Annotated in this window: 23 protein-coding genes and 4 tRNA genes; 7 read left to right on the top strand and 20 right to left on the bottom strand. The window is 34.2% G+C overall.

The genetic code is table 11. The features are described from left to right. Window positions 1-204: 204 nt before the first annotated feature. The 9 genes from AC07XU_RS02490 to AC07XU_RS02530 all read right to left on the bottom strand — a co-directional run bounded on the left by AC07XU_RS02490 (window position 205) and on the right by AC07XU_RS02530 (window position 11,602). A complete protein-coding gene (locus AC07XU_RS02490) occupies window positions 205-1,398 on the bottom strand; it encodes a FecR family protein (RefSeq protein WP_494942041.1) in 1,194 nt (397 codons plus the stop codon). Between the two features lie 60 nt (window positions 1,399-1,458). Next, window positions 1,459-2,040 carry an RNA polymerase sigma factor gene (locus tag AC07XU_RS02495; protein WP_494942042.1) on the bottom strand — a complete coding sequence of 194 codons (582 nt, stop codon included), beginning with the start codon at window positions 2,038-2,040 and terminating at the stop codon, window positions 1,459-1,461. A 326-nt stretch (window positions 2,041-2,366) separates the two neighbouring features. Beyond that, window positions 2,367-3,605, bottom strand: coding sequence for a glycoside hydrolase family 88 protein (locus tag AC07XU_RS02500; protein WP_494942043.1), 1,239 nt, complete (start codon window positions 3,603-3,605; stop codon window positions 2,367-2,369). Window positions 3,606-3,779: 174 nt separating this feature from the next. Beyond that, the gene (locus tag AC07XU_RS02505) at window positions 3,780-6,971 is read right to left on the bottom strand and encodes an efflux RND transporter permease subunit (RefSeq protein WP_494942044.1); all 3,192 of its coding nucleotides are present in this window, start codon (window positions 6,969-6,971) and stop codon (window positions 3,780-3,782) included. Between the two features lie 178 nt (window positions 6,972-7,149). Then, a complete protein-coding gene (locus tag AC07XU_RS02510) occupies window positions 7,150-8,217 on the bottom strand; it encodes an efflux RND transporter periplasmic adaptor subunit (RefSeq protein ID WP_494942045.1) in 1,068 nt (355 codons plus the stop codon). A gap of 1 nt (window position 8,218) precedes the next feature. After that, entirely contained in the window at window positions 8,219-9,562 is a 1,344-nt protein-coding gene (locus AC07XU_RS02515) for a TolC family protein (protein WP_494942046.1), read from the bottom strand. Window positions 9,563-9,569: 7 nt separating this feature from the next. Beyond that, complete coding sequence (locus AC07XU_RS02520; RefSeq protein WP_494942047.1) at window positions 9,570-10,190, bottom strand: TetR/AcrR family transcriptional regulator; 621 nt, start codon at window positions 10,188-10,190, stop codon at window positions 9,570-9,572. A gap of 117 nt (window positions 10,191-10,307) precedes the next feature. Continuing rightward, complete coding sequence (locus AC07XU_RS02525; protein WP_494942048.1) at window positions 10,308-10,784, bottom strand: GbsR/MarR family transcriptional regulator; 477 nt, start codon at window positions 10,782-10,784, stop codon at window positions 10,308-10,310. 65 nt (window positions 10,785-10,849) lie between these two features. Beyond that, a complete protein-coding gene (locus tag AC07XU_RS02530; RefSeq protein ID WP_494942049.1) occupies window positions 10,850-11,602 on the bottom strand; it encodes a rhamnogalacturonan acetylesterase in 753 nt (250 codons plus the stop codon). Between the two features lie 328 nt (window positions 11,603-11,930). Here AC07XU_RS02530 and AC07XU_RS02535 point away from each other — a divergent pair, with 328 nt between their 5' ends. From AC07XU_RS02535 to AC07XU_RS02565, 7 genes are all read left to right on the top strand, one after another. After that, complete coding sequence (locus AC07XU_RS02535; protein WP_494942050.1) at window positions 11,931-12,332, top strand: MerC domain-containing protein; 402 nt, start codon at window positions 11,931-11,933, stop codon at window positions 12,330-12,332. Window positions 12,333-12,536: 204 nt separating this feature from the next. Then, window positions 12,537-12,953, top strand: a complete 417-nt coding sequence (locus AC07XU_RS02540; protein WP_494942051.1) for a Fur family transcriptional regulator — start codon at window positions 12,537-12,539, stop codon at window positions 12,951-12,953. Window positions 12,954-13,049: 96 nt separating this feature from the next. Beyond that, complete coding sequence (locus AC07XU_RS02545) at window positions 13,050-13,403, top strand: hypothetical protein (RefSeq protein WP_494942052.1); 354 nt, start codon at window positions 13,050-13,052, stop codon at window positions 13,401-13,403. Between the two features lie 119 nt (window positions 13,404-13,522). Continuing rightward, window positions 13,523-15,925: a TonB-dependent receptor gene (locus AC07XU_RS02550; RefSeq protein ID WP_494942053.1), complete on the top strand. Its 2,403-nt coding sequence runs from the start codon at window positions 13,523-13,525 to the stop codon at window positions 15,923-15,925. Window positions 15,926-15,981: 56 nt separating this feature from the next. Then, window positions 15,982-16,695: a DUF4625 domain-containing protein gene (locus tag AC07XU_RS02555; protein WP_494942054.1), complete on the top strand. Its 714-nt coding sequence runs from the start codon at window positions 15,982-15,984 to the stop codon at window positions 16,693-16,695. Window positions 16,696-16,740: 45 nt separating this feature from the next. Next, window positions 16,741-17,217: a DUF4625 domain-containing protein gene (locus tag AC07XU_RS02560; protein ID WP_494942055.1), complete on the top strand. Its 477-nt coding sequence runs from the start codon at window positions 16,741-16,743 to the stop codon at window positions 17,215-17,217. 14 nt (window positions 17,218-17,231) lie between these two features. Next, a complete protein-coding gene (locus tag AC07XU_RS02565; protein WP_494942056.1) occupies window positions 17,232-18,446 on the top strand; it encodes a YncE family protein in 1,215 nt (404 codons plus the stop codon). Between the two features lie 192 nt (window positions 18,447-18,638). On the opposite strand, the gene AC07XU_RS02570 is transcribed toward AC07XU_RS02565, so the two are convergent. The 11 genes from AC07XU_RS02570 to AC07XU_RS02620 all read right to left on the bottom strand — a co-directional run bounded on the left by AC07XU_RS02570 (window position 18,639) and on the right by AC07XU_RS02620 (window position 26,343). Beyond that, entirely contained in the window at window positions 18,639-18,839 is a 201-nt protein-coding gene (locus tag AC07XU_RS02570; RefSeq protein WP_136877390.1) for a helix-turn-helix domain-containing protein, read from the bottom strand. 3 nt (window positions 18,840-18,842) lie between these two features. Then, complete coding sequence (locus tag AC07XU_RS02575; protein ID WP_494942057.1) at window positions 18,843-19,394, bottom strand: DUF2975 domain-containing protein; 552 nt, start codon at window positions 19,392-19,394, stop codon at window positions 18,843-18,845. A gap of 356 nt (window positions 19,395-19,750) precedes the next feature. After that, window positions 19,751-21,598: an Eco57I restriction-modification methylase domain-containing protein gene (locus tag AC07XU_RS02580; RefSeq protein WP_494942058.1), complete on the bottom strand. Its 1,848-nt coding sequence runs from the start codon at window positions 21,596-21,598 to the stop codon at window positions 19,751-19,753. 1 nt (window position 21,599) lies between these two features. Then, window positions 21,600-22,166 (bottom strand): HNH endonuclease family protein, encoded by a 567-nt coding sequence (locus AC07XU_RS02585; protein ID WP_494942059.1) that lies wholly within the window; start codon window positions 22,164-22,166, stop codon window positions 21,600-21,602. After that, complete coding sequence (locus AC07XU_RS02590; protein ID WP_494942060.1) at window positions 22,156-22,824, bottom strand: response regulator; 669 nt, start codon at window positions 22,822-22,824, stop codon at window positions 22,156-22,158. Before AC07XU_RS02590 ends, AC07XU_RS02585 begins: the two co-directional genes overlap by 11 nt. A gap of 2 nt (window positions 22,825-22,826) precedes the next feature. Next, window positions 22,827-25,439, bottom strand: a complete 2,613-nt coding sequence (locus AC07XU_RS02595; RefSeq protein WP_494942061.1) for an ATP-binding protein — start codon at window positions 25,437-25,439, stop codon at window positions 22,827-22,829. Window positions 25,440-25,443: 4 nt separating this feature from the next. Beyond that, complete coding sequence (locus tag AC07XU_RS02600; protein WP_494942062.1) at window positions 25,444-25,692, bottom strand: helix-turn-helix transcriptional regulator; 249 nt, start codon at window positions 25,690-25,692, stop codon at window positions 25,444-25,446. A gap of 123 nt (window positions 25,693-25,815) precedes the next feature. Continuing rightward, a tRNA-Glu gene (locus tag AC07XU_RS02605) sits at window positions 25,816-25,887 on the bottom strand. An 81-nt stretch (window positions 25,888-25,968) separates the two neighbouring features. Beyond that, window positions 25,969-26,044 (bottom strand) — tRNA-Met (locus AC07XU_RS02610). Between the two features lie 80 nt (window positions 26,045-26,124). After that, a tRNA-Glu gene (locus tag AC07XU_RS02615) sits at window positions 26,125-26,196 on the bottom strand. A gap of 74 nt (window positions 26,197-26,270) precedes the next feature. Further along, window positions 26,271-26,343 (bottom strand) — tRNA-Met (locus AC07XU_RS02620). Window positions 26,344-26,346: the final 3 nt, after the last annotated feature.

Genomic DNA, 26,346 nt, shown 5'->3' on the forward strand with positions numbered 1-26,346 from the left:
TAATTGCATACTTTTGTTAAGTTTGGTTGAACTGATAAAAATGACTAACGATTTTTTTTCTAACGCCAAATAAATTTCCCTAACGGGATAAAGCCGGTTGTGTTGGTAGCACACCGGTTTTGTTATTTATGGGTTAGACATGGAGGAGATAGTAATTATGTCTTCATATGTTTTAGGGGTTTAGGTTTATATATTTGGTTTTGTTCAATTAGAAATAATGATGGTTCTGCCTTTTATGGCAACATTAATTTTGCTCCGTTCTAAAATATTGAGCACTTCTTCTACGTGCTCACTTCTGTTAATCTTACCCACAAAAAGGTCTTGGTTCATCTCACCTTTGTATTCCACATCAACATTATACCATCTCGAAACTTGTCGCATAATGGTTTGTATATCTGCTTTATTAAATTTAAAATAGCCATTTTTCCATGCAATAGCTTCATCTTCGTCAGCCATTGCTACATTTATTTGAGATTGATTGCCACTTACGCTAGCCTGCTGACCAGGTTTTAAAATTTTCGTTCCTGCAGTTTGTACAGTTCCATTGGTGATTTTACTTATACTCACACTACCTTCAAGCAGCGTCGTTTTATCGGCAACTTCATCATCATAAGTATTCACATTAAAATGCGTTCCTAAAACTTCAATTATTTGACTTTTAGATTTTACCTTGAATGGTTTTTTCGCATTTTTGGCAACTTCGAAGTAGGCTTCTCCTATAATTTCAACCTTGCGTTCTGCACCATTAAACTGTGTTGGAAAAGTAATTGATGAGGCCGCATTTAGCCAAACTTTGGTGCCATCAACTAAAATCAATTGATATTGGCCGCCTCTAGGGGTACTAATGGTATTGATACCTGCCGGAGCATCTGCCTTAATTTGATACTGCAATTGCCCATCTTTATTTTTGGTAATAACAACCCCAGATTGACTAGCCAATACACCATTCTCTTTATCATTTAAAGAAATTTGATTGCCATTTGCCAAGGTAAGCACGGCATTATTGCTACCCGGAATAATGGCATTTTTTGCAGGTTTAGTTTGTAAAGCAATAACTTGTTGCTTTACATTTTCTTTATTAAAAAAGAGTATAGTTAAACTACTTACCACTAAAAATATAGCCGCAATTGTTAACCATTTATATTTAACAAAAAATGGTATAGTTTTAATTTCTTCTTCTGCTAAGGCTGATAGTTGAGATTTAATTCCTACGGCAATTTCGGCCTTAATGCTACCCTTTTGAATATCATCTAAATGTGCTAAGCCATCATTTTCTTGATCAAAAAGATCATAATATGCCTCCAGAAAAGCTATTTCTTCGGCAGTTGCCGAACCTGTATTATATTTTTCGAGAAGTTTTAAAAACTCAATTTTATCCATTGCAAATTGCGACATCATTATGCCACTAATAGATAGAGCTAAAACTCCGAATAACTCCCACGAGAAAATAAATTATTTTTAATTGTAGATGTGAAGCATCACTACAAAGTAGAGTAAATCTAAAGATCCGCGTAATTGGTTAACACTTTTACCCAATTGGTTTTGTACGGTTTTACGACTGATATTCAGTTTTTCGGCAATTTCTTTGGTACTCAAATCATCATGAAAACGCAGCCTGAAAATTTCTTGTTGAGCAGGTGTTAAGGTATCAATCAATGCTTCATACTTAAGCATAAATTCTTTTCTCAGTAATTCAGCATCCGCGTTATCTTTAGTGGCTGATAATTGTGCCAACAAATCAGGAATTGGAGTAAAACGTTGCTCTTTTTGCATCCATTTAAACACATTATTTCTTACTGCAGTAAATAGATAAGGCGCAAAATGATCTATGTTGATCTCCTCTCGTTTTTGCCAAATTTGAAGAAAAATATCTTGGGTGATATCCTTTGCATAATCAGCATCTTTTAATCTTTTAAATGCCGATGCGTATACCTGTTCCCAATATTTATCGTATAAAGCATCAAAAGCCAACATACTGTTAGCTTTAATTTGTTGCAACAACAAATCATCTTCTGCCTTATTATCTTTTGATTTAAACATTTTGGGAGTAAATCAAAAATATTGAATATTTTGAATTAAACAACCAATTGTACTGTAAAATCTTTACTTAGGCAAAATTTGAGGCTGCAAATTCATCAACTTAACATATAAATTGAAGGTTTTTAAATGATGTACTGTTTAGCTATTTCGAGCTTATAGCTCGGACTTTTATATTAGTTATCTAACTGTACGAGCTACAAGCTCGCACCAGCATTAGACTAAAAGCTCACATCAGAAATGTTAAACCGTATAAGGCATTTAAGAAAATATAAGTACCTTCGACCTTAAATGAACTTATATTTCTTATATGGTTCAAAACATCGCTGCTATTTCTTCAGTTTCTGATACCTTAACAACCCTTCTAAAAAGTAATAATCTGCATAAATTAAAGGCACGTCAATTTCTCTATCGCTTGGCAAATTGCCCGTACTGTGTTTCAATAAAAAATAAGGATTAGCTTTGTCAGTATTTAAATATTGATCGGTGCTTAATGATTTTAACATTTTAACTGCCGCATTATAATATTTTTCCTTTTGTGCTCCTCTTAAAAAAGTACTCATTTCCAACATCGCCGAACTTGCAATTGCAGCAGCAGAAGCATCTCTTGGTGTCTCTTTAAATCTATTCGGATCAAAATTCCAATCAGGTTTAAAACCAGCTTGCCCCACATTAAAATCCCAATATGGTATTCCGTCGCTCGGTAAATTTGGATGATCTAAAAAGAAATCGGCCATTTTTACTGCCGTATTTAAAAAACGTTTGTCTTTGGTTTCTCTGTAACTTGTGGTAAAACCGTAAATGCCCCAAGCCTGACCTCTGGCCCATGTAGACCCATCAGAAAAACCTTGCAAGGTTTGTTTATGCAGTACTTTGCCAGTTTTCGGATCGTAATTAATTACATGATAAGAACTATAATCAGCACGCAAATGATTTTTCATCGTTTGCTCGGCATGCTTAATGGCAATATTTTTATATGTATCATCTTTTGTTACTTTAGATGCATAAAACAACAATTCCAAATTCATCATGTTATCCATAATTACTGGATATTCCCAAGTATTGATATCGCCTTTTGATTTGCGCTTATTCCAAGATTGAATGCTACCTACAATTGGCGAGTAACGTTTAGTTAATGTTTTTGCAGATTGCACCAATATTTGTTGGTATTTCGGATTTTTATCGAACCTTAACGCATTGCCGTAACTACAATACATCATAAATCCAATATCATGATGCTTATCATTAAACTGATTACTTTCTAAAGAGTTTGTCCATTTTTGAGCGGCCAATTTCCATTTTTCATCCTTTGTATATTCATACACATACCACAAACTCCCAGGCCAAAAGCCACCTGTCCATTCATCAATTTGGTAATATTTAACATCGCCATTTGGCAAAATAGAATGAGGATAATTCTTAAAATTATCTCCCGTTAGGTTTAAAAGTGAAGTATACAAAGGTGCCGCAGCGTCAAAACTTCGTTTTACAAAATCTTCATCTTTGGTTTTTAATGCAGTAAAACTGATGACAATTAATAAGGCTAATACAAGCTTAATTTTATTCATTTTGGTTAGGTTGATATTTTGGTTCTAACAATAAGAGCCACCTATCGGCAAAACTCCCACCAAAAAATGAAATAAATTTTATATCGCAAAGCGAAAGAAGATCATATAAATGGTAAAAAAAATCCCGCTTTATCGAAATAAAACGGGATTGGATATATATGTTAATTAAGGGAATTAATGTTTTACATCGTACTCATGTACATCTTTATGATCGTATGGTTCTGCAATTAACGCATCTATTGGTGCAGCTTTTTTATCGGCGCCAAAATAATGCATAATGTTATCGAACCATTGGTACATTACTGGTACAATAATTAAGGTTAAAAATAGCGAACTAATTAAGCCACCAATAATTACCCAAGCTAAGCCATTTTTCCACTCGGCACCGGCACCACTTGCTAATGCAATAGGCAACATACCAATTACCATGGCAATGGTGGTCATTAAAATTGGGCGCAAACGAGCATGGTTAGCTAAAATTAAAGCCTCACGAGTTGATTTGCCTTCTGCTTTCATCTGGTTGGTAAAATCGACCAAAATAATGGCATTTTTTGCTACCAAACCAATCAACATAATTAAACCTAAAATGGTAAAAATACCCAAGTTGTTGTTGGTTAAAGCGAGCGCTAAAAATGCACCTATTACCGCCAAAGGAATAGAAAACATTACTACCAATGGATATACAAAACTATCATACAAACCTACCATAATAAAGTATACCAATACAATTGATGCCAATAAAGCGATCCCTAATGTACCGAAACCTTCACTCTGATTTTCCTGATCTCCGGCCCAAGTATAGCTTACACCAAGTGGGCGATGTAGTTTACCATCCTTCTCTTGTTTATCTAACTCTGCTTGAAAATCTGCAACAATAGTACCCGTTGGGCGACCAATTGATTGTGCTTTTACAGTTACAGAAGTGGTTTTATTTAAACGCTCTAACTGCGATGGACCAGAACCTTCATTAATTTCGGCAAATTGCATTAATTTAATCTGCTGATTTTTATTGTTGATGAAAGTTAAATTACGTACATCATCAATGTTTTTCTTATCAAAATCTTGAAACTGAACATTGATATCATATTCATACTGGCCTTTACGATATTTTGCATCGGTGTTACCACTAAAAGCATATTGCATAGTTACACCTACTGTTTGCAAGTTTAAACCCAACGAAGCCATTTTATCGCGATCAACTTTTACGTTTATTTCTGGTGTACCTTTTTCTACCGAAAGTTTAGTTTCTGCAGCTCCCGGTATTTTCGCTAAAATTGCTTTGGCTTGCTCTGCATAATGTAAAGCACTATCTAACTCTGGGCCTATTACCACCATTTGAATATTCGCATTTTCTGCCGTACCCATAATAGAGATATTAACTGTTTTTACATTGGCACCTACTAATTCATTGGTTAGTTCTCTTGAGAAAGTTTTTGCCAAAATATCACTACTAGTTCCTGGTCTTAACTCACGAGCTACTAATTTTACATTTATCTCTGCTTTGTAAGCTGTGGCTTGTGAGCTACCCATATCGCCACTCGACTGACCAACTGTAGTAATCATTTGCTCAACCTCAGGTTTTTTGCTCAAATAGTTTTCTGCACGTAATGCATATTGATTGGTTAACTCTAATGATGCATCCTTCGGCAACTCTACTTGTACTAAAAATTCTCCTTTATCAGATTTAGGGAAAAACTCTACGCCTATGTATTTGCCCGCAAACAAACCGCATGAACTTATCAGCAACATAAATACACCAATTAGCGTAATTGCTTTGTGATTTAGTGTCCAGTTAAGAATATTGGTAATCCACTTTGTGAATTTAGCCAACTGTTTTTCGAACCATAAGATAAATTTACCAAAAGCATTTTTACCCTCGATACGCTCTAACTTACCAAAACGCGAAAACAATAGAGGTACAATTGTAAAAGAGGTAATTAGCGACATCAATGTGGCTACAATTACCACAATACAAAACTGGCGAAGGATATCTGACACTAGACCTGTACTCATAGAAATTGGCAAAAACACCACCACAATTACTAGAGTAATAGAAATTACGGTAAAACCGATTTCTTGAGTTGCATCAAAAGCTGCTCTAAATTTATTTTTACCCATTTCCATGTGGCGTTGGATGTTTTCTAAAACCACAATCGCATCATCAACCAAAATACCAACCACTAGTGATAAACCTAGTAATGACATTAAGTTTAATGTAAAACCAAACTGACTAATTGCTATAAAGGTTGCAATTAATGATACCGGAATAGATATCATCACAAAAACCGCATTTCTTAAACTGTGTAAAAAGAAAAGCATTACAAATGCCACCAATACAACAGCAATCATTAAATCATGTATTACAGCATCGGCTGATTCTAAGGTGTATATCGAGCTATCGTTAACAATTTTTAAGTTTAAGCCGTTGACTTTTGCATAATCTGCATTGGTTTTTGCGATGGCAGCTTTAACCCCTTCACTTACACTTACCGCATTTGCATCACTCTGTTTTACGATACTCAATGTTAGCGAGTTAGACCTATCGATACGAGAAATTTTCTCAGCTTCTTTAGATGATTCCTGAACATCAGCAAAGTCTGAAACTCTCACTTGTGTTCCATCCGGAGTAGTGGCTACGACTAAGTTTCTTAATTCATCAATGGTTTGAAATTTACCAGACAAACGAACCAAAATATCCTGTCCATCAGCTTTAACACTTCCGGTAGGAAAATCTAAGTTAGAGCCTTGTACCAACTGTTGAACTTGCACAATCGTTAAACCGTAACTTTTTAATTTTGCGGCATCGATACCTACTTTAACCTCACGCTCAGAACCACCAATTATAGATACTTGAGCTACACCCGGAACACGAGAAATTTCTGGTGCAATTTTTTGGTCGATGATATCATAAAGATCAATATCTGAGATTTTTGCTGTTGCCGCAATCGTAATAATTGGCATATCATCTAATGAGAATTTACTTAATGAAGGTGCTTTTACATCTTCAGGCAAATCAGATAAGATGGCGTTTACTTTACGTTGTGCATCATTTAAGGATAAATCTACATCTGCAGCCGTTGTTAAGGTAATGGTAACAATAGATACACCTTCTAGTGATGTTGAGTTAATTTTTTTAACATTTTCCATCGAAGAAACGGCATCTTCGATTTTTTTGGTAACCGTATTTTCTACCTCACTTGGCGATGCTCCTGGATAAATGGTTGATACCGATACCACATTTGGAGAGAATTTTGGTAATAATTCATAGCCCAATGAGAAATAACTTAGCAAGCCTAATAAGGTTAATGCAGTAAAAACTACAATTACCAACGAAGGTCTTTTAATGGATATTTCTGCTATTTTCATCTTTTTTTATATTAAGATTTGAGACGTGAGATTTGAGATCTGAGAAGCTAAAACTCAATGCTGTTCTCAAATTTTCTATCCCAATTTCTAATCTATTGTGCTTTATTAGTTTTTATTTTTATGAGATGGGAGAATTGGGATTTGTCTCAAATCTCATATCTAACTTCTCCTATCTAATTTATTTAACTATGCTTACTGGTGTGCCATCAACCAGGTTAATTTGTCCGCTTGTAATTACGGTCTCACCTTCGTTTAAACCATTTAAAACCTCAACTTGATCACCCAAAATTCTACCACTAACCACACTTCTTGTTTTAGCAGTGTTGGTAGCTTTGTCGTAAACAAAAACTTGGTTGCTACTTACACTGCCTACAAATGAAGTACGCGGAATTAAAATACTAGATGCTTGTTTTGGAAAATCGAAAACTGCAGTACCATACATCCCTGCTTTTAACGAGTTGTTAATATTGTTAGCTACTTCAATTTCTATCGGAAAGTTAAGTGCTTCATCTGCCTTAGGGGCAATAAAAGTAACCTTACCTGTAAATTTATCTTTAGGAAAAACTGAAGATTGAATGGCTACTTTATCGCCAACTTTTAAATTAGCTACTTGACTTTCGTTTACATTAACTTTCAATTTTAGTTTAGAAACATCAACCAATTCAAATAATTGTGTTCCTTGAGCAGTTACAAAAGCACCAACTTCAATGTACTTTTTGTTTACGATACCATTAATTGGAGATTTGATATTGGCATCGCTCAATCTTCTTTGTGATGCTTGTAAACGCAATTTTGCATTCTTTGTCGCCAACTTAGCCTGATCTAATTGTTGCTGTGTTACACCACCAGTAGTGTAAGAACTTTGGTATCTAGCTTCATCTTTTAACGCATTTTGATACGTTGCTTCAGCAGTTTCTCTGTCGGTATTAATAATCTCAGCATCTATTTTAGCTAAAACTTGCCCTTTACTTACTCTTGCACCTTCTTTAACATAAATGGCTTTAACACGACCAGCACTTTCTGATAAAAAATTTAACTCTTGGTTTGGAGCAAAAGTTCCGTTTGCACTAAAATCTAATTCAGGAACTGTTTTATTAATTACAGCTACATTTACTGCAATTGCTCCATTTCCTTTGGCTACGAAATCTGTTTTCTCTTGATTTTTCTTTTTATTGTTTGTTAATACATAAGCTATTGCACCAAGAGCAACAACAATTACAACAACTATGATTACTATTCTTTTCATCTTATTTTACTAGCGATTTAATGTTTCCGTTTGATTTAATTAATTGTATTTCGGCAATTTTATAATTTAACAATGCCTGTGTATAGCTATTTTGTGCTTCGGTAAGTGAACTTTCTGTATCTAACAAATCAGTTAAACTTGCCAAGCCATTGTTGTAATTGTTTTGTGTGCTTTTATAGATTTCTTGCGCCAGCTCTGCATTTCTTTTTTGCGCATTAATGGTGTTTAAGCTGTTTTTTAGTTGAATTTTAGCATTTTCATAAGCCAAGTTTAACGAGTTTGTTGTTTCTCTTCTATCTTCTCTAGCTTTTCTAATATCAACATCTGCTTGGCGAATTTTTGATCTGGTTAAAAACCCATTAAATATTGGCACTCTCAAGGTTAAGCCTATGGCTGATGAACCAAAACCGATGGCACTTGCATTTGAGCTTAAAAAATCGAAACCATTACTCTGACTAGAATAAGTATAATTTCCTGTTAAGGCTAAAGTTGGATAATATTCTGATACGTAAGCTTTTCTTTGTAGCGATAAAAGCTTATCCTGTGTATCTAATAATTTAATTTCCGTTCTGTTAGCTAAAGCAACAGTATCTGTAAACTGAGGTAATTGCGTAACCGCTGTTAGTTCAGTTTCTGGCAATACAATCTGCGTGCTTACCGGCATTCCCATCGCAAATTTAAGCTGATTTTCTAACTGTATTATTGCATTTACATTTTGCTCACGTTGGGTTTCTAAATTGGTAAGATTAACTTGAATACGATCTACATCAATCTTTTTTGCCAAGCCATTTTTATACTGATTGGAGATAATTTTTTCAATCACCTTAACATTTTTGATGTTGTTATCAACCACTGTTAATTGTTGTCTATTTACTAAAACTTGATAATAGTTGTTGGCCACCAACTCAATAATCTGCTCTTCAGTTAATTGAGCTGTTAGATTGTAATATTCTGTACTCGATTTAGCCGCTTGTAAACCTGTAAATACTTGTTGGTTAAATAACTGTTGCGATAATTGAACGCCAGCATTAGAATTCCACTTTTGCCCAAAACGTAAAGTTTGTAACTGACCTCCAAAATCTACTACTTGTTGCCCAATAATTGGATTGTAAGTTAAACCCGATGTACCCGTAATTTGTGGTAAGGCTTGAGCTCTTACTTCTTCCACTTTATACTTTCCACCTTCAATATCTAATCTCGCTTTGCGTATTCTAGTGTTGTTTTGCAGAGCGAAATTTAAGGCTTCACCTAAAGTAATTTTCTGCTGAGCCATCGTAAATTCTGGGAGGGCAATTACCCCAACCAAGATCAGCAGCAGCTTAACCATTTCTATTCTCGATTTCATTTTTATTTTATTGCTTAATTAATTGTTCGTTTATGTATTTTTCTAATCTTATTTTTCCTTCATTAGTTACAATTCCGAAGAGAAAATGCTGGGTAATCTCAATCATCACTTGCGGAATACTGTATTTGTTTTTATGGTAGGTATTGTATTCGTTCAAAACAAGCTGTGTTTGCGCCAAACGCATTTCCGTTAAAATCGGGATGTGAATATCACTTCTATAAATCCCTTCTTTTATTCCTCTTTCCATATTTGCTGCTATGGCAATTGCCAAGCTTTCTTCCTTAAACTTCAAAAACTTAAACCAAGCCTCTGGATGATACTTTTGCAAATCGAAAAACAGTTTTGGGTTGAGGGTAATTAACCATTCGTTCATATCTTCTAACCCCAACAAAATCTCATGCACCGCATCCAGGCCATGTTTAGTATGCATTTTCATCTCGCAATTATGGTTGCTATATCTCGCTTCCATTAAAACATTTACCAAGTCATTTTTATCGGCAAAATGCTGATATATGGTTTTTTTTGATATCCCTAAATGCTTTGCGATATCATCCATGGTTACACTTTTAAAACCAAATTGGCAAAAAAGTTTATCGGCCTCTGTAATAATATATGCTCTTGTATCCAATCTCAACTATTTATAAAATCCTACCTATTCGCGTTAATCTAGATAGCCTAATAGTTTCTATTTTAATTAGTTATTATTAGTTAGTTCTGTTTTTAAAGAACCATAAATTCAAAAAAATTATTGCTTATCCTTCACAACTTTTTGATGAATTAACATCACCTGCTCGTGTACCAGCGATAAAAAATTGACCATTTTTCTAAGGTTGTCATTAAATTCTTTCGTTTCACTTGTACGGGCTGCGATTACCTTTTCATGTACTCTGATTAAAGAAGAAACTCCCTCAAACTGTTCTAAAATATGTGCATCCCAATCGGCTACTCTTAAATGAAAGTATCTTTTTCGATCGCCAATTTTTGTTTTATAACTGATTTTTTTTGACATTTGCAATTGGTTTAAGGCCTGACTAACTGCACTTTTACTCAACTCTAAGGTATCTTTAATCTCGTCGAAAGTAAGTTCTGGATTATCAGAAACTGCCAATAAACCTAAAATTTTAGACATGGCAGGTTGTATACCCAAACGTTCATTCACATTTGCCAATTCTTCTATAAGCGCTACCTGCTCTTTCTTCAATATCACCTTGTTATCTGTCATAGCTTTTAAAATTAACAATGCAAATTTACATAAGTTTTTTTAGTTCACAAAAAAAAGAACTAAAATTATTTTCTTATGACTTTGCCAGTTTTTCTTATTTGTTTCCCTAACGGGATGTAAAGTTCGTTTATGCCTTCTATAACTAAACCAGCAATTATTTTAGCACCTTTTGGACTTAAATGTGTATCATCTTTTTTGCCATCTGGATAATTCACATGACCAACAGCCACATGATTGAAGAGTGCTTTTGAAGAATTTTCACCAAGCAACACAAACAATTGTGCCGTTTTACGGTGCATATCAATTAAAGGAATCCGAAGCGAATCGGCTACTTGACGTACAACAAACGGGTAACCTTGATGCGTATCTATAAGATCTCCATTCTTAAAACTTCTTCGCATAATTGGCGTAAGCACTATCGGATTTGCCTTTTTAGCTTGGGTTTCTTGTATAAATTTGATCAGATTAGTTTTATATTCAGCCAAAGATGTACCTATACCTGGCTTGTCAATTTTTTCGTCGTTATGCCCAAATTGGATCAATACATAGTCGCCTTGCTTTAGCGTAGTTAGAATCGCATCCCATCTTTTTTCGTTGATGAAAGATTTAGTACTTCTACCGTTCATTGCTCTATTGTCAACCTGAACATTTTTATTAAAATAAGATCCTAGCTCCATGCCCCAGCCTGTTTCAGGAAAAGCATTTGTAGCTTTATTTGCAGCTGTAGAATCGCCGATAATATAAACTATCATGGGTTTTTTAGAAGGTAAAGAAAAGCTTACTAGACTTAAAATGAATACCGAAAGTAATTTATACATGGTTTTTAGATTGCATATGCAAGGCAAATTAAGCATTTTCAGCAAAAAATAAGAAAACCATTGATATTAGATCTTCATAGATAAAAAGGTGCAACGTAAACCAATCCGCTGCACCATATCTGAACTATTAACTAATGATGAAAACGAAAGATGCGAACTTAAAATTACAATTGCAACATTATTGCATTTAATTTACAATCTAATAAAACGGCTCTCTAAGTTGTCACAACCACTTTTCTAAATATTTCACCTTACATAAATAATCATTTTTTGGTTGATGTTAAGTTCAATATTTTAAATGCAACTAAATTGCATTTATATTTGTGGTATGAAAAATAGATATAGAATTTTATGGTTAGATCAAACTGGCATTGCTGCATCTTTAGCCTGCGCTATACATTGTGCTGCTTTACCTTTAGTAACTACCTTGCTGCCTTTGGTGGGTTTAACATTCTTAGCCAATCCATTAGTAGAAATTTCAATGCTCGTATTATCGCTTTGCATTGGGCTATTTGCCCTAACGACTGCTTATCGTTTACATCAACAAAAATTACCTATTTCAATTTTATCAGCTGGATTTTTACTTATCGGTTTAGGACATTTCGTAGCTCATGCCGAAGCGTTTTTAATCCCTTTAGGTGGATTATTAATTGCCATGGCTCACTTTTTTAACATTAAAGCGCATAAAAATTTTAGCACACATCAACACCATAAACATGAAGATGAATAGTAAATACTTTTTATTGATGCTGATGATCATGAGTATTTTGCAACCGGGATGCAGACACGATCATCACGAAGTAAAGACTACCGAACGAAAACTTTTAGCTCGTAAAACAATGATTCAATTTGCTAAAAAATTGTAAATAAGCTTTAGCATGTTGTTTAATGTTTGGCAAAACTGCATATTATCACTAATCTTGTATATCAAAACATGGAACCAAAAGATATACTTACCGCCAGTAATTTAAAACAAACTAAACCTCGTTTAATGGTTTTAGATCAGATTATTGGACGAAACTCTGCCATTTCTCAACCTGAGTTGGAGAAAAAATTGGGCAAGGAAGTAGATCGGGTTACCCTGTACCGCACCTTAAGTACCTTTGAAGAAAAAGGAATTTTACACAAAATTATTGATCATGCTGGCACTGCGAATTTTGCCATTTGCCAGTCTAACTGCTCCTCAAACCATCACCACGATGAGCATTTGCACTTCAATTGTAACCAATGCAAAAAAGTTTATTGTTTAGATATCAAAATTCCAAACACCACAATTCCTGCTAATTTCACTATGGAATCAATTCAATTACTGGCACATGGCATTTGCGAAGATTGCAACACCAAAGGCTAAATCAATTCTAAACTCTGTCACATTTTTTATATAAAAACAGCTAATTCACATCCTAATTAGGTTTTTATAATTATTTGTTGCAACTTTGCTGCATCCGTGAAAAAAGAACAAAACCATATTGCATTAAAATTGAAACAGCTAAGCGCTTGCTTATTGTTGTTGCTTTTTTTGGCTATGCCAACAATGCAGCTGTTCCACTTTCACAGTGATAATATACAATCTAGCGCTCATGCAGATCAAAAAACTGTTATCGATAAATTAAGTGAACAGTGTAAACTTTGTGATTTTTTAGCGCACAAACAGGTTAAAGAATATCATCTACCAATTGCAAATTCATTTTCAATTGCTTTGGTTAAGCCTGTCAAAAAATATGGCAACTACATAGCTATCAATTACGCTTTTACCTTAAACGGCTTTACCAATAAAGGCCCGCCTACGCTTTTCTCTTAATTAAAATCTGCACCACTTAACAAGTCTTTCTGGTGCTTCCTATTTTTTTACCTACTCAACTGAGCGAAAATCTAATTAAGACTTTCAATCAGCTAGTTTATCTATTTTCTAAAATGATAATGAAGAAATTCAGTATCCTCGGCTTATTTATATTTTGCCAAGTTTATGTTTTTGCGCAACAATCGCAATTAAATGGCAGCATAATTACCAGCAACGGCCTACCCGTTTTTGGTGCAAAAATAAACATCAGCCCTGCTGCAATAACCTTTACAAGTACTACCGAGGGTAAATTTGCCTATGATGGCCAAATTGGCGAAACAATAATCGTAAGCGTTAGTAAGGATGGTTTTTTGAATGAAAAAAGAACACTTACGCTAAAAAATGCCCTGCAAACATTAACTATCAAATTAGCTGCATCAAGCTATCTTTTAAATGAAGTTTTAATTAAAGACAATAGGATTGAAAACCTGCAAAAAGAACAATCGCTTAATGTTGAAGTTATAAATGCAGATTTTATACAACGCAATTTAGGTGGTAGTTTAATGAAAACGCTAGAGCGCCTGCCAGGCATCAAAACAATTGGTATTGGCTCCGGACAATCGAAGCCATTAATTAGAGGTTTGGGCTTTAACCGAGTTGTTGTTGTAGACAAAGGAGTAAAACACGAAGGGCAACAATGGGGTGCCGACCACGGTTTAGAGTTAGATCAATTTGCTGCTGGAGAAGTAGAAATTTTAAAAGGAGCTGCATCATTTATGTATGGTTCTGATGCTATTGCAGGCGCAATAAATGTTAAACCAGCAAGATTACCAGCCAAGCACAGCTTAGGTGGAAACGTGGATTTAATTGACAAAAGCAACAATAATTTGTACGGTACATCGGTAAATCTATTAGGCAGAAATGAACGGTTCTTTTTTGATAGCAGATTTACTTATCAAAATTATGGAGATTACCGTGTGCCAACCGATAGAGTTTCGGTGTACAACTTCGAAGTGCCATTGGATAACAATTATTTACGCAACACCGCTGGAAACGAAAATGGAATTCATTTAAGCGCTGGTATTTTGGGCGAAAAGTTTAACTCTATTTTTTACCTAAGCAATGTATTTAGTGAAAGTGGATTTTTTGCCAACGCACACGGTTTAGAACCTAGAAATGTTGATTTAGCCTTACACGATCGCAGCAACCGAGATATTTTATTGCCAAAACAACAGGTAAACCACTTTAAGTTAATTAACCGAAGCGATTTGCAACTGTATAAGCACAAAGTGGAAATGGAGTTGGGCTACCAGCGCAACTTTAGACAAGAATTTAGTCAGTATGTAAACCATGGTTACATGCCTGCTATCTATCCTGAAAATTTAGGAATACCCAGAGATAATGAACGTGAATTTGATAAGAATGTTTATTCGGCAAACCTGAGAGATAGGTTTGAATTGGGTAAACATCAATTGAGCTTTGGCGGAAATGTAGAATATCAAGACAATAGCATTAATGGTTGGACTTTTTTAGTGCCCGGATTTAAGCAATTTACAAGTGGTGTATTTGTTTACGATCAATTACAGCTGAACGAAAAAACCATTTTGCATGGAGCATTGCGTTATGATTATGGCCGCATCAAACTCAATAAATATACCGACTGGTTCGCATCTACCTTAAATGATGGCAGCAAGGAAAATTTAGTTAGAGCCGATGATTTAACGCGAAACTTTAACAGCCTAGTTTGGTCAGTTGGGATTAACTACAACCCAGAAAAATTTATTTTTAAGGCCAATATTGGTAAAAGCTTTAGAATGCCAATTGCCAAAGAACTTGGCGCAAATGGTGTAAATTATCATTATTTCAGCTATGAAAAAGGTGATCCGACACTTGCTCCAGAAAAATCATATCAGGCAGATGCCACCATAGGTTGGAAAGAAAAAAGCTGGTCTATCAAATTAAGCCCATTTTACAACTATTTCCCGAACTATATTTACTTAAATCCAACTGCCAACTACGATTATTTTTACGGTGCGGGCAACCAGGTTTTCGAATATGCACAAAGTGAAGTGATGCGGTATGGCGGCGAGCTGCAGTTTAGCTATCAAATCTCTAAATTTTTAAGTACCGAATTATTGGGCGAGTATTTATATGCCGAGCAAATTTCGGGTGCAAAAAAAGGCTTTACGCTGCCTTTCTCGCCACCTCCATCAGTTTTGTTTAATCTAACCTACACACCAAAAAATCATCAGTTATTAAAGGATACCTATTTTTCTGTCGATTACCGCATTACCACCACGCAAAATAACATTGTACCACCAGAGCGTAAAACGGATGGCTTTAACATCATCAATTTACAGGTGGGCACTAAACTACACCTCTATAAACAACCCTTGATGATCAGTTTGCAAGCGCAAAACTTACTAGATACAAAATACATGAACCACACCAGTTTCTACCGCTTAATTGAGCTGCCAGAAGCTGGAAGAAACATCATTTTATCCTTAAAAATACCTTTTAATTTATCACATACCCACAATTAACAATTACACAATCATCTTAAAAAACAACAATTATGCAAACCTTTTACAAAAAACCTATGCTTATTAAATTTTCTAGATTCTTATTTCTATTTGTTACCGTAGCTGCATTATTTACAGCTTGTAAAAAAGATGAAACCTTCGAACTGCCTACCATTAGCGATATTGAAGTGGGCTTAAACAATAGCAAAGTAGCATTTCCTGGTTCAGATTTACACATTGAGGCTAAACTAATTGCAACTGCAAATATTGCTAGTGTAAAACTTGAAATCAACCCTGTTGCTGCTACTGGATGGAAGTTTAACCAAGAATTTACTGATGGTTTTGCTGGCTTAAAAAATGCTGAATTTCATGAGCATTTTGACATTCCGGCTGATGCGGCTTTAGGAATGTACCGTGTGGTTTTAACCCTAACCGATGCGCTAGGCCAATCTACCAAAATAGAATCTGATTTGGAGTTAAAATTCGACCCAACCTTACCGCAAGCAAGCGGACTTGAAGTTGGTTTAAACACAGCTGGCGACGATTTACATGTAGAAGCAAATATCATCGCAGTAACTAAAATTGCAAGAGTAGTGGTAGAAATACATGGCGGCACTTACGAAAAAGAGTTTTTGTACACCGATGCTGCAATAGTTGGTGCAACAAGCTACAATTTTCACAAACACATCAACGTAACTGAAGTACCAAAAGGACATTACCATGTGCATTTAAAAGTGGTAGACCAAGCTGGCAAAGAAAACGAGTTTGAAGAACACTTTGATAAACCATAAGCTAACAAAGGAATTAATAACACGATTTAAATGATGAAAAAACCGATGAAAAATTTACACAAAACATTAATCGCCTTTGGCTTATTGAGCATTTTTGCTGCCGGATGTAAAAAAGACGAACAAAGCATTGACACCGAATATCCAGTAATCGACCTTTCTATTGCTAATGCATTTCCACAACAATGTGCAACGGTTAGTCGCGGGCAAAAATTTACGTTTAAAGCCAGATTTACCGACAATGCGGAATTAGGTTCTTACAGTTTAGACATTCACCACAATTTTGATAATCATTCGCACAGCACAGAAGTTTCGGATTGCTCTGCAGTAGTTGTTAAAACGCCTGTTAAGCCATTTGTGCTCATCAATACTTTTCAAATCCCGACAGGACAAAAAACTTTTGAAGCCACAAATGAGATTACCGTACCTGCAGATATAGACCCAGGCGATTACCATTTTTTAATTAAGCTAACCGATAAAGAAGGCTGGCAAACTATTAAAGGCATCAGTATTAAAATAAATTAAACCCTATAAATCAAATGAAAACAAATTACAAAAAACTATTAATTGTATTAGCCGTTGCTTTAATTGCTTTAGGCGGATGTAAAAAAGACAGAACCGTAGATCCAGAACCAGTTGAAGCGGTTGCTGAACATAAACACTTAAGGCTTTTAGTGAGCGATGAAATAACTAATCAATTGAGTTTAATTGATCCGGCAACTGGAAAAGTAGAATCTTTTACAGCTAAACACCCTAAAGCGGCACTTTATACTACCGCATCTGGCAGATACGCCACCTTAATACACGGCGGTTTTAACTTTGTAGAGAACTTTGATAGTGGCTTAGAGTTTCATGGCGACCACGTTGATATAAAAAACACCGCTAGAATGGCTGCATTAACTGGAGATGCCAACAGACCTACGCACTTTAAAACTAAAGGAAACGAAATTATCACTTTTAACGACGGCGATGGAACTTTAAGCGTGGCCAACGAAGCTAATTTTAATGTGGCTGGTGCTAAAATGCAGATCATCAATGCTGGCAATGTGGCTCACCATGGGGCCATGACTAAGTTTGACAATGGTAATTATGCTATTACCGTTAAAGATGGATCGGTAAGTGGTACTTTACCAGAAAGAGTGAAATTGATTAATGCTTCGGGTGCACAAGTTGCCGCTTCTACCATACAAACTACTGGCATACATGGCAATGCAAGTGATGGTAAAGTTTCGTTATTTGGTTCTGGCAGCGGCATTTTAGTGGTAGATCAAACTGGTGCACAACGCTTAATTGCTCACCCTGCAGGTTTTGGTACGGCTTGGTTTGGTACCATTTTGGAAGGCGGTGCCGATGGAAGATTTATCGGTTACACTGCAGCTAAAGGTGCATACTTAATCAACACCAATACAAATACAATTACGCCTATAGTTGAAAGCTTAGACATTATGCAATGTGTAGTTGATTTTGCCAAGAAAAATCTATTGGTTCTATTACATGATGGAACACTTAAAGTTTACGATTTAAGTACAGGTTCACTTAAAAAAGAAGCTAAAGTTTTAGACGCAACTGCTAAAACCGAAACACAAAAGCCAACCTTGGCTGGCACTGCTCGTTATGCTTATGTGGTAATGCCAAAAGCTGGCGAAGTACAGCAAGTGAGCTTAAGCGATTTAAGCATCATCAAAAAGATTAAAGTTTCTGCTACGCCATACCGTTTAACTGTTTTTGGCTTTGAGAATAGCGCATCACATTAATTTGCAAATCACTAAATAATAATAGGTTGTCTCTTAAATCATTTCTGCCAAGAACTAACTAATTAAATATTAGAGATTGTCACGCTGAACTTGTCGAAGCGCATTAAAGGGTCTTCGACAAGCTCAGACTGACAAAGAATAAAAATTAATTTTAAATTATTACTTATAAAAAAATCACAAAATTAAATTTTACTAACGATGCTCTAAAATATCTGCCGGTTGGCAATCTAACGCTTTACAAATGGCATCTAGCGTAGTAAATCTAATGGCTTTTGCCTTACCTGTTTTTAGATTAGATAAATTGGCCAGCGTAATTTCTACCTTTTCAGATAGTTCATTGAGCGACATTTTTCGCTTTGCCATCATCACATCTAGGTTTACTATAATCGCCATAATTTATACCGTTAATTCGTGTTCGTCTTGTATTTCTATTCCTCTTTTAAAAATTTGTGCAATTACCAATAACACAATGCCCATAAACAACCAAACATCGGCACCTGCCAAACCTAAATGCCTGGTTTCTGGTAAAACTATGCCTTGTTGCAACAGCCAATCTGCATATTTAATGCCCCAAAGGGAAAATATACCAATACCTATAGCCAAATAAGCCACATGAGCAATAAAACGGGCGACTGCCCTGTTAAATGGCTGCACTAAATTCAGTTTTTTATCGTGCAAAATCTTCACGATTAAGTAAAACATGAAAGCTTTCATTAGCGAAGTAATGATCATGTAACCAGTAAGCATCAAAAACCTTCCGCTATCGTTTTGATACAAATCACCTAAATCCATGCCCCACATGGTACTTGCATTTTTTGGGTTAATGAACAGCGCAAAAAAAGTATTGAAGATGATCCCTCCTGCTTCTATACATAAGCCGATAAAGATGATCCAAGCGACAACATAAAGCACTTTGAGGATTTGCTGGGTTGAAATTTTAATTTCCATCGTTTCTAATTTTTAAATACAACGATGCAATTATAAATAAATATTTATTGATAAACAATAAATTTGTAATTATTTTCGATAAAATATCTTGTACTATAAAAATTTGATGTTAAATATTAGTTTTTGAAAAATAGAAGTAGAGAAGATTTAAAATGTCTAAAACCAAAAAAACCTTCAACTTTCGTTAAAGGTTTTTTAATTTTCTGTAGCGGGGATGGGAATTTGTTCGAACTACTAAGAGGGATTTTAACTGCTTTTTCTACCTTCCAAATAACTGATTACTGAGTATACTACAGCAGCATGAAAAAAATCTTAAATGCCATTTTAGTAACTTTAAGCAACTAAATAAAAACTAACTACTCATTTATTTGGACTTCATAATAATCTTCCAAAAAAATATCAATAATATCTTTATTAGGCTCATTTATTAGAAAATCAATATCATCCTTGGTAAAGTCAGGAATACCGAAGTTTTTAATATAGGTTCCATTCAAAGAATAATATTCTGATGAATAAGGCTTGCTTGTAGTTTTGATATAATACCAAAATAAACGCGATTCTAAAATCTTTTTGATTAATAGCATTTCATCTTCTGAATGGCCTATGATTGCCTGACCATTATAAAACAACAAATCATCATCATTGCTGATTAAGTAACTTGGAATTTTATCTGAAAATTTTGGGAAAAATAATTTATTACCAACCTTTTCTAAAGACTGAGTTCTTCCAAAGGCAAACCATTTTTCGTATTTACCTTTTCCTTTATCTCTTGCTGCTAAAATATTCTTTTTTACCTGCAGATATTCGAAAGCTCTTGGAAAATTTTCTCTTAGAAAGTTTTCATCAAGTGCTTTTGGCTTTACCTCGTCATTGTATGGAAATAACACCTTTTCAACAACTGTATCAAAATTAATAACTCTACTTAATTTATTTGAGTTCAAAATATCTTTGCATATTCCCTTCTCAATTGGATATAGACTTCCATTTTGGAGATAAAAAAAATCATCATCCTCAGCTACTGGCTTAAAAATATAAATATCATTCTTCAATGTAGCAATACCGTGTCTGGTTTTATATTTTTCTCCAAATGGCGTTCCTATTGATTCAATTCGAGAAATAATTTCATTATCATTTAAATTCCAACCTTTTTTTGCATCAAGATTTTGATATTTGATTTTCCTATATTGATTTCTATTAGTGGGCACTTCTTTTTCAGTCGACTTATAATATTCGATATAGTTTTGTTCTGAATTTTCAAGAAAACAAATACAAGTATATGTGCTTTTAGATTTAAAAATCTGAAGTGTGCCAAAGTCAATAACCCTTATGGTAGTTTTATTTTCTTCAAAATAGCTCCTTAATGCTCTACCGTTTAAGCTTTTGAAAAAAGTATTCATTGTAATGTATCCAAGGATACCATTTTCTGCAAGGTTCTCGTACCCAATTTGAAAGAAAGGAATATAAAGGTCTGGATTTCCAGAAACGCATACAGCCCAATTTCTTAAGTTCTCTTTTACGGTATCTTCTAAGTTTCTTGCACACACATAAGGAGGGTTTCCAACTATGATTTGAAATCCATTAAAATTATCATAATGTTCATTCCAGTTAAAAATTAAAGCGTCCCCTTGATGTAAATTAAATTTAAATTCTTCCACATCTTCTCCTTCAGACAATGCTAATAAACTCAATAGCAGTTTACTCCGAATAATCGAATATTTTTGAATGTCTAAGCCAAAAATCTGATTTTGAAAAATATATTGGTAACTATTACCTGTTCTTCTTTTTAATTCTTTAGATGCTGTATATAAAAATCCAGAGCAACCACAAGCTATATCAGCAATCTTTGCATCTGTAATTCTAGTACCCTCTCTCTGGAAGGATTGAGCAATAATATATTCCCTAATTTCTGATGGAGTATAGATTGCTCCGTTAATAATTCTATCTGATGGAGAAATTACAAACTCAAATAGTTCAATCAATTTTTCAATATCAAAAGTTTCTATTTCATTTTGTACAATTTTAATAAACTGGAGCAGCTTTTCTCTTTTTGGTGATTTTCTCTTTGAGATTGAATAGCTTTTCAGAAACCTATTGCTTATTGACTGTAAATCATTTATTTCAATAAAAGCAGACACAATGAGTTTATCCACTTCTTTTGGAAACGGAGAATATGATTCAAGATATTTAAAAATTTCTTTTTTCAAATTACTGGGCTGATTTTAGATATTTTAAATAGATTGTAAATTCTTCAGCCAATTCGCTATGAATTATTCTTAAATCATTTTTTATCCTTAAATTTTTAGGATCATTAATTTGTTCCTGAAGTTTCAATAATTTTGCCCAAATTTCATCTAATTTCCAAATGAACCTATACCTTGATAAGTTTAGTTGTAATTTCGAAAACATATATTTTGCTTCTTTAGAAGTATCTTTGGGTATAATTGAACCATCAATCTCTCTTTCAAAATGCTCGTTAAAATCAATATCACAAGGATCTAAATAATCTCCCTCATCATCTGATTTTAATATATTAACATATGAACAACAATAAACCAAATTTTTATAATCCGTTGCCAGTGCAGGATTTTTGGAGAAGGGTTTAAAGTGGTCTATGTGAAACGTGTTTTTACCCCCAAACCAAAAGTCTGGACAATCAGTATATCCACATCTTGAATTAAAATCCGCAGCCAAATATGATTTAAAGCTTCTGTAACTTGCATAAATTTTTGTACAAGTTCTTTTAGGACTAACTTGTCTAAAATTACTTGCCATCTTCATCTATCTTTCTTAATAACTGATCGACTTTGCTAATAATATTATCGAGTTTATTATAATTTGTTAGTGTTTTAAATTCCGGAGGAATTACGCTTTTTGCATCAATGGATTTTTCTAAAAATTCATCAAGTTCAATAATTCTACTTTCAATTGTGATATCAGCCTCATCCTTTTTCCTAATTTCTATTAACTCTGCTAATTCTTGCTTATAACTTTCAATTCTATTTTTGTAATGTTCAATTTGGCTAATAACTCTATCTAGAAATTTTGCTTTTGCATTACCTTCTTCTTTATTGTAAAGTATATTTTTGACGTATACAATATTTACGTCATTACAGCTATTGACTGCCTCATCATCTAAAGCGGTTAAAACGAAACTAGGAAAATAATTGCGTATTCCTTGGAATTCCTCCACTAAATCAACACCATTATACGGGACATTATATTTAATATCAGTTTTAAGTTCATTCAACCTATAGTCTGAAATAATTGCATCGGGAGCAATTTTGATAATACTTTCTATCATTTCATCCAAATCAGCTAGTGGAAACATAGTAATAGGATCCAACTTAGTCTTTAAAGGAGATTTTTCAACAAACTCTTCAAAATCTTCTAATGTATCTTTTTCTTCGTCTATAAATAATATTTTGTACATAGTTATCTTTTGTATTTGATTGGGAACGTAATTTTTAAGCCAAATCCTATTTCTGGGTATAAGAGGGCTACTTTCCCATCATTTTCATCAACAATAGATTTTACTAACCACATGCCCAATCCCGTTCCTTCTTCTTCGCCAGTTTGTTTATTTCTTCTAGTAGTAAATAGTGGTTCAAATATTTTTTCAGGCTCTAAAATATCTGTCGATAAACCAGGTCCATTATCATGATAATCGATTACTATATCCTTAGAGTTACTTGATACTTTTATTTTAACAATCCTTTGTCGTTCATCTTTTGAAATGATAAAGGCATCAATTGAATTAACCAACACATTGTTAAAAATACTATCAATGTCAATTTCAAATACCCTCATGTCTAGTTCTTCTATTTCAGAAATATCCAGAATTATTCCTCTATCTTCAAAGACTGTACTCCAATCATTTTTTAAACCTTCAAAGTATGGTTTCAAGAATAATTGTTTTCTTTTCCTTTTGTCTTTTCTGGTTGCTCCTAACGAAAAATTCAACCAATTTTGAAGTTTAGTATCTTGCTTTTTTATCCGCTCCAATTGTTTGAAAGGATTTTTACTGTCTTTTGACCCAACGTATTCATCCTCTGTTATTTTTTCAAGCATTAGGTCTTTTAGCTTTTCTGTTCTTGAAGCTAAAACATCATTTAGCTTGCTCAAGTCGTGGCTGAAAGATGCTAAAACAATTCCGCTACTGGCTAAAGCTCGAAGCATTTTTTGTTCTTCCTTAAGTTTTTCAATTTCTTCATCTTTTCTATCTAACTCGCCCGCAAGAATCTCTTTTTCTTTGTCTGATTCTGATTCTTCTTCCTTCCATTGTTCACTCTGATTTTTATTACCACTAGAATCATTAGTTTTTTGTTCTTTTTTTACTCTACTTTTCGCTAAAATATCATTTTTTAACTCTTCAGCCTTTTGCCGGTCTCTTTCTGGCCCGTAGATAAAATCATCATATTCCGACATTTCTCTAGCAATATATGCTCGATCTTTCTCAAATTCAGCAATTATCTCTGTTATCAATAATGAAAATATCTGAAAGATCTTATTTTCTTGTAATCCTTCTCGACTTGACTTATCTTCAAAGTTGAGGTTTGTCAATCTTGATATATTTATGGCACCTGCTACATTATCAGGTTCAACTCTGTATCCGCCTTCTTTTTTTGCAACACTTGCAGGGCTTTGAGTTTTTCTACTACCCAAACCAAGCCAGTCAAAAGCTACATTTTTAACTTCTCCATAAGGTCTAACCCTAAAGTTATCTCTAACCAACTTAATTCCTCCAAATTTGTTAAGCCAATCTTTTCTACTATTTGACATGAAGTTCTTATTAAAAAACTTTTTTGCATCAATTGAATTAGACTGTCTTTTTAAAAAATAGAATGTAAAATTAAAGACGCCAATACTTTTAAAGATGTTATCCTCATCTATCGCATTAAACCCTTTAAGCAATTGATTAAATGAAGTTTCCTTTTCCCAATATCCTCTTAGAAAATCTTTTCTCTTGTAGTTCTCCTTTTGCATAGCTTCTCTCTCGAAAAATGCATTCGGAATTAACTCGACATTATATTCATTTCTATAAATTTTAATTTTAACATTTTGATTTTCATCTGCTGTGGCAACAAGTTTATAATCAAAATCATCACAGACAGATCCTAAAACTTCTCCATATTTTTCGGGAGTTAAAGAGTTAAATACAAAAATTTCAAATCCACCTGCTTCTTTTGGAGGAACTAATACCTCTAAGTCAGAAAAAACTTGTTCCACAAAAAAATCTTCCCAATTGTCCCTTAACTCAGTAATTTTTAGAATCGTCCCATATTTAAACTCCTTTTCAGACTCAATTTTGTTTAAATCACTCTCAGGGAGTATTTTTAAGACTTCCTCTTTAATCGAATCCGTTTGAAGACCAATTAGTTTAGCACCTACCTTGTCGATAGTTTTAAATTCACCTTCAAAATCTTCCCAGTTAACAACCCAATTATAACCATTGTTGTTAGTAATTTTACCTTCAATATCAGTATCGGTGGCATGAATTTCAGGTGATGGATTGAATATAGTAGTCATTTCACATTTACTACCTAATTTATCTAGTGCAAACCTTCCAATTCCTTTTGCCCCGGATTTTACTCTTCCATTTTTTGTAAAAACCTCATTTGCTTTATTATCTGTTCCGATGGTCATCCAATGATCACGAATAATATTTTGAGTCATTCCCTCACCAAAATCAATTATGTAAAGTGCAGATAATTTTGAAAGAACATTTTTGAACAATGATTTTTTTTCCTCAGCCAATTCTGTTCTTAAATTATATACCTCTTCATTTTGGGAATAGATTTCATTTAAAGATTCCACTGAAAACCCTAGTTTAACTAAACCATCGTAATGTTTCTGATCTATTTCGGAAAGCAGCGTTGAAAATTTATTATCGAAATAAACGATACAGACTTTGCTATCTGCATCATAGGCATTTTTTACAAGTTCTATAATCGCTCCTTTAGAACTTGCGACATTTTCCCTACCAATTAATCTTGCTGTTCTAGCAGAAACCTTAAATGGGATAATATTATTATTGCCTTCTCCCATTTATTTAATAATTAAAAATATTAGTCAGTTTTACGTCTAAGCAACCTGCAATCTTTAAAAAATTTTTGATAGGTGGCCGTACTTCATTAATGCACCATCTTGAAGTGGTTGCTTCATTTTTTCCTAGCTTTTCTCCCAGCCATTTACAACTTACATTTTTCTCCGCAAGAACAAATTTTAACCTATTAATTGCTTTTTTATTCATAAAAATTGCATCTAGTGTAAAGATATTGATTTTTTCAGTCTTTCTCATGTTAGTAAAAATTTATTACCTCATTGGAAAAATCAATTTCAAAAAAAATAGCAATTCAAATATCAAAAACCCCTCTAAACCAAAAAAACCTTCAACTTTCGTTAAAGGTTTTTTAATTTTCTGTAGCCCGTAGGGGAATCGAACCCCTGTTTCCAGAATGAAAATCTGGCGTCCTCACCCCTAGACGAACGGGCCATTTTGATTTTAGATTTAGGATTTTAGACCTACGATTGGTGTTCAAATCGTAAATCGTAATTCTTCAATCGTATTTCAATTTGGTAGCGGGGACCAGACTCGAACTGATGACCTTCGGGTTATGAGCCCGACGAGCTACCAACTGCTCCACCCCGCACTATAATGTGTTTTTATAAGGAACACCATCCTTGCATCAGCCTCTGCCGATAAAAAAACCGCCATGGTAAGCGGTCTTCGTAGCCCGTAGGGGAATCGAACCCCTGTTTCCAGAATGAAAATCTGGCGTCCTCACCCCTAGACGAACGGGCCTTTCAAGCTTATAAGCTTAAAGGGAAAAGACCAAAGCTTTGAGCTTTCTGCTTTTACCTTTCGGCTTGAAGAGGTAGCGGGGACCAGACTCGAACTGATGACCTTCGGGTTATGAGCCCGACGAGCTACCAACTGCTCCACCCCGCACTA

The sequence above is a fragment of the Pedobacter sp. GW456-11-11-14-TSB4 genome (assembly GCF_059424425.1).